This window comes from Arthrobacter sp. 260 (assembly GCF_013116745.1).
Lineage (GTDB): Bacteria > Actinomycetota > Actinomycetes > Actinomycetales > Micrococcaceae > Arthrobacter_D.
In genome coordinates this window covers 214308-221532 of record NZ_JABFOE010000006.1, presented here as the reverse complement: position 1 = coordinate 221532, position 7225 = coordinate 214308, and the positions used below count along the sequence as shown (strand labels likewise).

Sequence of the window (7225 nt, the reverse complement as noted above, 5' to 3'; positions counted from 1 at the left end):
GGGGTGGGGGTGATTTCCGTCAGGTCATTCAGCCCGGCGACCGCGACCCGCCAGCCCTGGGCCTCCTCCGTCTCCTCGGCGAGGTCCTCGAACTCCGCCCAGAGTCCGGCTTGGTAGCGGCTGATCTTCAAGCCCGGCTCCCACTCGTTGAGCGCGCGGGCTTCCTCGATCAACTCACGCAGCTGCTCGAAAACCGGCTGGTTCATTGAGAGGTAGCTGTGGTCCACCAGCTTGATCTTCTTCTTGCCCTGCGCCAATGCCCGGAAAATGTGGTCGAAGGGGATCTTGCGCCCCTGGACCGTCACCAGTACCCCGAGATCAAACCAGTCGCGGTTGTCAGTCTCCACGGTGGTAATGGTCAGCTGGGCGGGTTCGGTGAGCTCCTCATAGCTTGGCTGCTCGCCGACGACGTCCACGCGGATTCCGTCGAGCTCCAGGAGTTTCGGCAGGGTGTCTTCGGTGAACTCGACGGCGGCCATGTCCTCCAGGGTGACCGCCTTGAGGGGGGTGCCTCCGAGATGGACGCGCGCGGTGCGGAGCAGCGCCTCCTCCACTGCGGGGTCCCGGTAGTCCTGGGCACCGGGATCGGGTTGCAGGGCCTTGCGGGTGGTGTCATCGCCGAGCCGGTACTCCCAGTCCCAGGACAGGTCCAGCCGGTCCCCGGACGTGTAGTGGGCCGTGAGGACCAGCAGGGGTGGCGCAATATCCGGGAAGGTCACCGAATCGTCGCTGCTGATCACTTCGATGGCCTGGCGGAGCCGCGGGTAGAAACTGTCGAGGAACAGGGGCATCTCGGCGGCGGGGATCACCACGGGGGCGGTCTGCAGCAGCAGTCCAATGTCATGGTCGGTGAGACGTTTGGCGGTGGGTGCCAGGGTGATGATGGTGCTCTGGGTGGGGCTGCCCGGGTGCACCGTGTAGATGCCGTGGGTGCTGATCGGTTGCGCAGTGTCGGGCGGGTGCTGGTGGCCGTCGATTTCCAGCACCGGACGGAGATGCAACTGGCCGTCGGTGGTGGTCGCATCAAGTTTCAGGGTGGCGCTGCCCGCCAGGACCACCGCGACCCCCTTGGTCGATCCGACAAACTCGACGCCCAGGCGCGCCGCTTCCCGTAGCAGCTGCCACAGCAGGGGGTTGCTGAAGTCTTCCAGGTAGAGCCAGGAGTCATTGTTGCCGAAGTAGCTGACACCCGTTCCCCGATGCAGGGATGGGAACTGGGAGAACCACCGGTGCTGATCCGGGTCGAGGATCATGCCGTAGGTCTGGTAGCTGATGCTGCCCCAGGACAGGTTGTTTTTGACCCAGTTGCCCTTGCTGTTGCGGATCACCGGCCGGACGCCGAGCTGCGGTTTCGCCGTCCGGCGCTGGGTCTTCGGGGTGGACTGCCAACCGGTGCGGAGGCCCTGTGCGGTCCGCAGCTCGAACTGGAGCCCCAGCGGGGTGTTGCTGGTGGGCGGTCCTGCGGGATCGTCTGCCGGCGGGGAGATCAGTCCTGAAAGCGAGGTCTGCCAGCCCTGTGGTGCGGATTTCCTGACCGGCGCGGTGAGTTCCTGACGCGAGAGGAGGTGTTCGGTGTTGCTCTGCAGGGCCGTGGCGGCGACGTGCTTGCAATCGAGGCTGATGGGGCAACTGCAGAAGCTGTCTTTGAGGTGGTACCTCCCGTCGCCCTTCGCGCTGAGGAATAGCCGGGTCCGGTACGCGCCGGGTGAGTTGCCCTGCACCCTGGCGTCCAGGGTGTTTGCCGACGGGTCCCAGGCCAGTTGGGTGACCGCCCCTTGCTTCGCATAGGTCTGCCCCCGCTGGAATGAGGCACCGCCCACCATGCGGATGATGTCGGTGACATCGATCATGGGGGAGCTCGTCTGGGGCATGGATTAATGCTCTCACGCGCTCCTGACGGAATCCCCTAGCTGTCGGCCGGTCGGAACGGGCCCACGGCGTTCGGACGGAGAAAAGAGCAGTGACTGGAAAACGACCCAGGAGTAAAATGACGGGGGAGAGCAGGGAGCGGGCGATGAAGCCGTGCATGGGTGCATATCGCAGGGTGGTTAGTTGCATAGCCATCGCGGGGCTGATTACCCCAGGGCTGGCCAGTGGTGCGGCGGCGGCACCGCCCGGTGACGCGCAGCAGAGCGATCTGCGCTATTACCAGGCCGCGGTCAACCTCCTCCCGGATTCGGACGACGCCTATGCTGGGGCGGTCTCGTTCCGACAGGAGGTCGGTGGGTTCGCAACAGTTGACGTATTCCTGTCCCGGGCGGACACGGTCACTTGTTCGGATTCAACCGAAGATATTGCCACCAGCACGGTGCAAACCGAAACCAGGGATGCGCGCGAGCCCGGTCCGGTGGTCCTCGAGATCGGACACAGCCTCGACCGCGCCGTCGGGCAAGCAGTCGTCAATCTGGTTGTCACCGCGAACCCCGGGTGCGGCGAGCCGGAGTCGGTCACGACGCTATGGGCGCAGGAGATTCAGCTTGCGGTGACAGGTACCTCGGCGAAATTCTTCACAGGCATTAGCGGCACCACCTCCGCTGGTCCTGACCGATCGACCGGCCGGTTTTATGACTTTGCCCGCGACGGTACTGGAACTCTGACCGTGGGTTCGCTCATTGTAGGGACGGAGAGCCCAGCAGCATTCCTGAAATACGCCGTGGAGCGCCAGCGAAACCACGGGGACGTTCCGGCCGCACCGGACCCGGTCGCACCGCCGGGTGGCACGGGTGCGCGGGGAGACTACAGCGCCGAGTTTGAGCCCCCCGGGGGCTTGGGTGTGCTCTTCGAGGACACGATCGTGCAGGCCAGCACCACCGGCCCCCCAGGACGTGTGACGACGGTCAGCGCGTCGAGTTTCACCGCCGAACTGATTGACTGTGGTGACGGTACGACCGCCATCCGGGAGCAATTTGTGGTCGGGTCAGGACCCGGGGTGCTGACTATCGGTCGCAAGCTGGGAACAGCTACCGCCTCCGGATCGATCCAGTTCGATCGGTTCATCACCAACGGCTGCCTTGGCGGCGGGACGGTGTCCGATGCCGTGGTTCAACCGGTGACCTTGAACCTCATTGCGACAGGGCCGATCGTGCGGGTCAGCGACACCCGCTGGCAGATTCGTCCGGGCGAGGGGTCTGAACGCACGCACGGGTGGTACCTCGGGCGGCAGGCAACCGGCTCAGTGGCGATCGGCGCCGTGGGCGGAACAACAAATCTCGCTGCTATCGGCTCCGCTGGCCCCTGAGCAGCTGGGTGGCCGAGCCGTCAGTCGTCGCCTCCGCCGATCACGTCCACGTGCACATGGTCGAGGTGGCGCAGGATCTCGTTCGCGGGGGCGGGAGCCTCGTAGTAGTGCCATCCTCCGCGGGCAAGGTGGGCACTCCAGAACTCGTCGTCGAAAATGACGTACTGGATGTCCAGGTCCTCGGCGTGGGCGACCAGCCAGTGGGACAGGACCCACCCCTGACGCCGGTTCTCTTCCGTCACCGGGCGGAAGAAGACGTCGATGGCCCGGCCGTCGTAGTGGGTGGATTCCCCGCCGTGTCCCTGTCCGACGCCACCCGGGGCGAAGCCGCCCAGGCTTTGGTCGCCGAACACCTCGGCCATCGCTACCCGGACCTGTTCGGCGCGCGGTGTCAGACCGGAGGGAGTCAGCTCTTCGACCTGAAGGTCGTTGGCGGCCGAGCCGCGGCAGTGAAGGCTGGGGCCGGCGTCGTCGGCTGGTCCATCGATGAGACGCTGGATCACCGCGTCGTCGATGCCTGTGGTGTCGGGGGCGTCGAGGCCGCGGGACAGGAGCGCCGCGGCGGTGGTGGCCCGTTTCGCCGTTTCGCGGTCCAGCCCGATGTCGCCCTCGGCGGTTTCGACGGTGCAGGCCGACCCACCGAGGAGGGATCCACCCTGGCTGGCCAGCGGGCCCACCAGACGGGGGCCCACGAGAATCAGCCCCGCGGCGAGCACCGCGACCACCAGCAGGCCCACGAGCACCCGGTACGACCGGCGTCGTCCGGGTGTCTCGTTGCTGGTCCGGGGCATGGGTTAAATGCTCTCACGAGAAGAGAGAGCGGGTGCCGCTAGGGGCGGAGCATGACCTTGCCCTTGCGGCCGGCGACGAAGTTCGCTTTCGCCGCAGCCTGTACCTCATCAAACGGGTAGACGGCCTCGACGGGCAGCGAGATGGTGCCCTCCGAGACCCGCGTGAGTAGTTCGCCCAGCAGTTCGCCACGCCGCTCTGGTGCCATCGACCCCATGACGCGGCTACCCCAGAATCCCTTAACGACAAGATTCTTGAAGATAATGGACCCGGAGTTCAGGGCCAGCGTGCTGCCGCCCATGGCGCCGAAGATGACAAGGGTGGCATCCTCGGCGAGTTGGGAGAGGACATCGTTGCTCGCGTCGCCGCCGACCGAATCCACTCCAGCCACGATCTTCGCGCCTCCGGTCAATTCGGCGACCCGGTCCTGCCAGCCGTCGCTTTCCGTGGACACGATCCGCTCGATGCCCTGGGCCGCGAGTTCCTCGACGCCAGCGTCACGACGGACGAGGCCGATGACGTTGATTCCGCGGGAGGGAGCCAGCTGCGCCAGCAGTCGGCCGACCGCGCCGTTGGCGGCGTTCTGGATGATCCAGTCACCCTCGGAGAGTTCCAGCCAGTCCAGCAGGGCGAGGGCCGAGAACGGCATGGCGACAAGCTGCGCTGCGACCTCGTCGGTAGCACCCTCGGCCACCGGGATCAGGCCAGCGGCCGGGGCGATGAAGTACTCGGCCCAGACACCGAAGGTGCCGCCGGTCGCGACCCGCTGGCCGATGGTGAGGTGCTCGACGCCGTCGCCGAGGGCGTCCACCACACCGACAGCCTCGGTGCCCGCCTGGGCGGGGAGGGTGGGCTTGAAACCGTAGGTACCTCGAACGGTCCACAGGTCGTGGTTATGGATGGCTGACATGAGGGTGCGGACCCTCACCTGGCCGGGGCCTGGCTCGGGTGTGGCGATGTCCTCCACCTGCAGGACGTCCCAGGGTTCGCCGAATGTGTGCTGACGAATAGCGCGCATAATTGCCTTCTCTCGTTGCCGTGCGGTTACGGGGAAACAACTACGGGGCCGGGTCCGGTATTCCGGCCGCACAGGACCTCCCCGGATACCGGGATGTGGGCCCCGTTTTTGCCTTCCGTGAAATCCATGTAGACTAATACGCAGTTGTAGTGTTGCGCATTTTGTATTTCAAGCGGCGAAACCCAGACGGGCCAGCCGCTTTTTCTGTAGAAGCGGGAAACGAACGCCGCGACTGAAACTACCCGACAGTCGGGATCAGTTTCATATTTCCAGAAGGATGTTTTAAAAATGGCAACAGGTACCGTGAAATGGTTCAACGCTGACAAGGGCTTCGGCTTCATCGAGCCAGAAGATGGCAGCGCCGATGTGTTCGCTCACTTCTCCGCTATCAACTCGAGCGGCTTCAAGTCCCTCGACGAGAACCAGAAGGTTAGCTTTGAGACCGAGCAGGGCCCCAAAGGTCCTCAGGCCGTAAACATCCAGGTCGTCTAGTTCGACTTAGTGGTCAATGACCACTGAAATAGGGCGGGAAGCAATTCCCGCCCTATTTTGCGTTAAGGGATAATCTATTACGGCAAATCTGCGCCTGTATTTGATTGCGCCGCCTCGGCAGCGGGGAATTGGTTCAGAGCCAGGGCATCGAGGCTCGACAAAGCGCGGTGCACCCCGATCAGGAGCAGCAAGAACCCTGCGACGGCCAGGGCGATACCCGCAGTGGTCCAGAAGTTCGACTCCGAACTGATCTGTTGCGGTACTCCTAGAAAGACCCAGGCTACAAACCCGGCAGCGGTCAGGAACAGGCCCAGCGTCGTGATTCCCGCCGATTTTTCTACGGTGAATGTAGTCATTGCAGAAACCTACCTCACGGATCCCAAATCCGGCTCGATTCACCTCAACTAGCAGGTGCTCGTCGAGAGGGAGGTTAGCTCCGTTGACTCAAGGCGGGTTTTGGGCGTTCCAGCACCCACCGGACCAACAGTCCTGCGATCAAGGCCCAGAACGCACCGCCGATGCCGGCCAGGCTCAGGCCGGAAGCGGCGACCAGGAACGTCACCACGGCGCTCATCCGCTGGCCGACGTCCGAGAGGGCTGCGGAGAGCGCCGAGGCCATGGTCCCCATCAACGCCAGTCCCGCCACCGCCTCGATCAGTCCCGGCGGGGCGCCGGTGACCACGGTGACCAGTGCTGCCGAGGCTCCAGCAAGAATAAGGTAGCAGCACCCCGCGCTGACCGCTGCAATCCAGCGGCGGCCCCGGTCCGCTCCCGCCGTCTCACCGGCTGACAGCGCGGCCGACAGGGCCGCCAGGTTGATGGCGTGACCACCGAACGGTGCCGCTGCTGCCGTTCCGATGCCGGTAACCAGCATCGAGGCCCGCCACGGCGTCGGGTATCCGAAGGACTTCAGGACGGCCACCCCTGGCACATTCTGTGATGCCATCGTCACGATATAGAGCGGCAAGGCCAGGCCGGCAACCGCCTGCAGACTGAACTCCGGCACGGTCAACTCGACCGCGGGTGCTGCGGCACTCCAGTCCAGCGCAATCCGGTTGACCGTTAGGTAGCCGGCGATCACCAGCAGCGCCCCAGCCAGGGTCAGCGGCACGGCCCACCGCGGAGCGAACCGGGTCCCGACCAGCCAGATGGCGAGCACCGGAAGCACCAGCAGCGGGATCGTGCCCAGCGCACGGAAGGGTGCCAGACACAGGGGGAGCAACACTCCGGCGAGCATCGCCTGCGCCAGGGCGGTCGGAATCCGTCCGATCAGCCGGCCCAGTGCGGGCACCGCCCCGGTCGCGACGATGAGCAGCCCGGTCACCAGGAAGGCGCCGACGGCGGCTGGCCACCCGCCGTCGTACGAGGCCGCGCCGGCCAGCAACGCCGCGCCGGGGGTGGACCAGGCCAGGGTTACCGGGATTCGATACCTGGTGGAGAGAAGGATCATCCCGAGACCGAAGATGACGGTCAGCGCCAGCAGCCCCGAGGCGGCCTGCTGTTCAGAGGCACCGGTGGCCCGCAGCCCGGCCAACACCACGGCGAACGAGGAGGTGAAACCGACGAGGGCGGTCACCACTCCGGCCAGCACCGGTTCCCGGAGCGGGGTATGCACGGCTGCGTGGCTGGCGGGAGGCACGGGACGGGCTCACAATCTGCTGGCGGGATAATCAGATGTTCTGTAAACA

The 7225-nt window shown here is 65.4% G+C and carries 7 protein-coding genes; 2 read left to right on the top strand and 5 right to left on the bottom strand.

The genetic code is table 11. The features are described from left to right. Positions 1-1871: SWIM zinc finger family protein (locus HMI57_RS09315; protein WP_171585667.1), on the bottom strand; the 1871-nt coding region annotated here is incomplete at its 3' end. Between the two features lie 173 nt (positions 1872-2044). On the opposite strand from HMI57_RS09315, the gene HMI57_RS09310 reads away from it, so the two are divergent. Next, positions 2045-3238, top strand: a complete 1194-nt coding sequence (locus HMI57_RS09310) for a hypothetical protein (RefSeq protein ID WP_171585666.1) — start codon at positions 2045-2047, stop codon at positions 3236-3238. A 20-nt stretch (positions 3239-3258) separates the two neighbouring features. Here the strand turns inward: HMI57_RS09310 and HMI57_RS09305 are convergent, their stop codons facing one another. Together HMI57_RS09305 and HMI57_RS09300 are read right to left on the bottom strand one after the other, a co-directional pair. Then, a complete protein-coding gene (locus HMI57_RS09305) occupies positions 3259-4029 on the bottom strand; it encodes a hypothetical protein (RefSeq protein ID WP_216607279.1) in 771 nt (256 codons plus the stop codon). 38 nt (positions 4030-4067) lie between these two features. Then, entirely contained in the window at positions 4068-5045 is a 978-nt protein-coding gene (locus HMI57_RS09300) for a zinc-binding dehydrogenase (RefSeq protein WP_171585665.1), read from the bottom strand. A gap of 288 nt (positions 5046-5333) precedes the next feature. Here HMI57_RS09300 and HMI57_RS09295 point away from each other — a divergent pair, with 288 nt between their 5' ends. Continuing rightward, complete coding sequence (locus HMI57_RS09295) at positions 5334-5537, top strand: cold-shock protein (protein ID WP_019483883.1); 204 nt, start codon at positions 5334-5336, stop codon at positions 5535-5537. A gap of 77 nt (positions 5538-5614) precedes the next feature. Here the strand turns inward: HMI57_RS09295 and HMI57_RS09290 are convergent, their stop codons facing one another. Together HMI57_RS09290 and HMI57_RS09285 are read right to left on the bottom strand one after the other, a co-directional pair. Beyond that, a complete protein-coding gene (locus HMI57_RS09290; RefSeq protein ID WP_171585664.1) occupies positions 5615-5893 on the bottom strand; it encodes a hypothetical protein in 279 nt (92 codons plus the stop codon). A gap of 74 nt (positions 5894-5967) precedes the next feature. After that, positions 5968-7152 carry a benzoate/H(+) symporter BenE family transporter gene (locus HMI57_RS09285; protein WP_346655175.1) on the bottom strand — a complete coding sequence of 395 codons (1185 nt, stop codon included), beginning with the start codon at positions 7150-7152 and terminating at the stop codon, positions 5968-5970. Between the last annotated feature and the right edge of the window lie 73 nt (positions 7153-7225).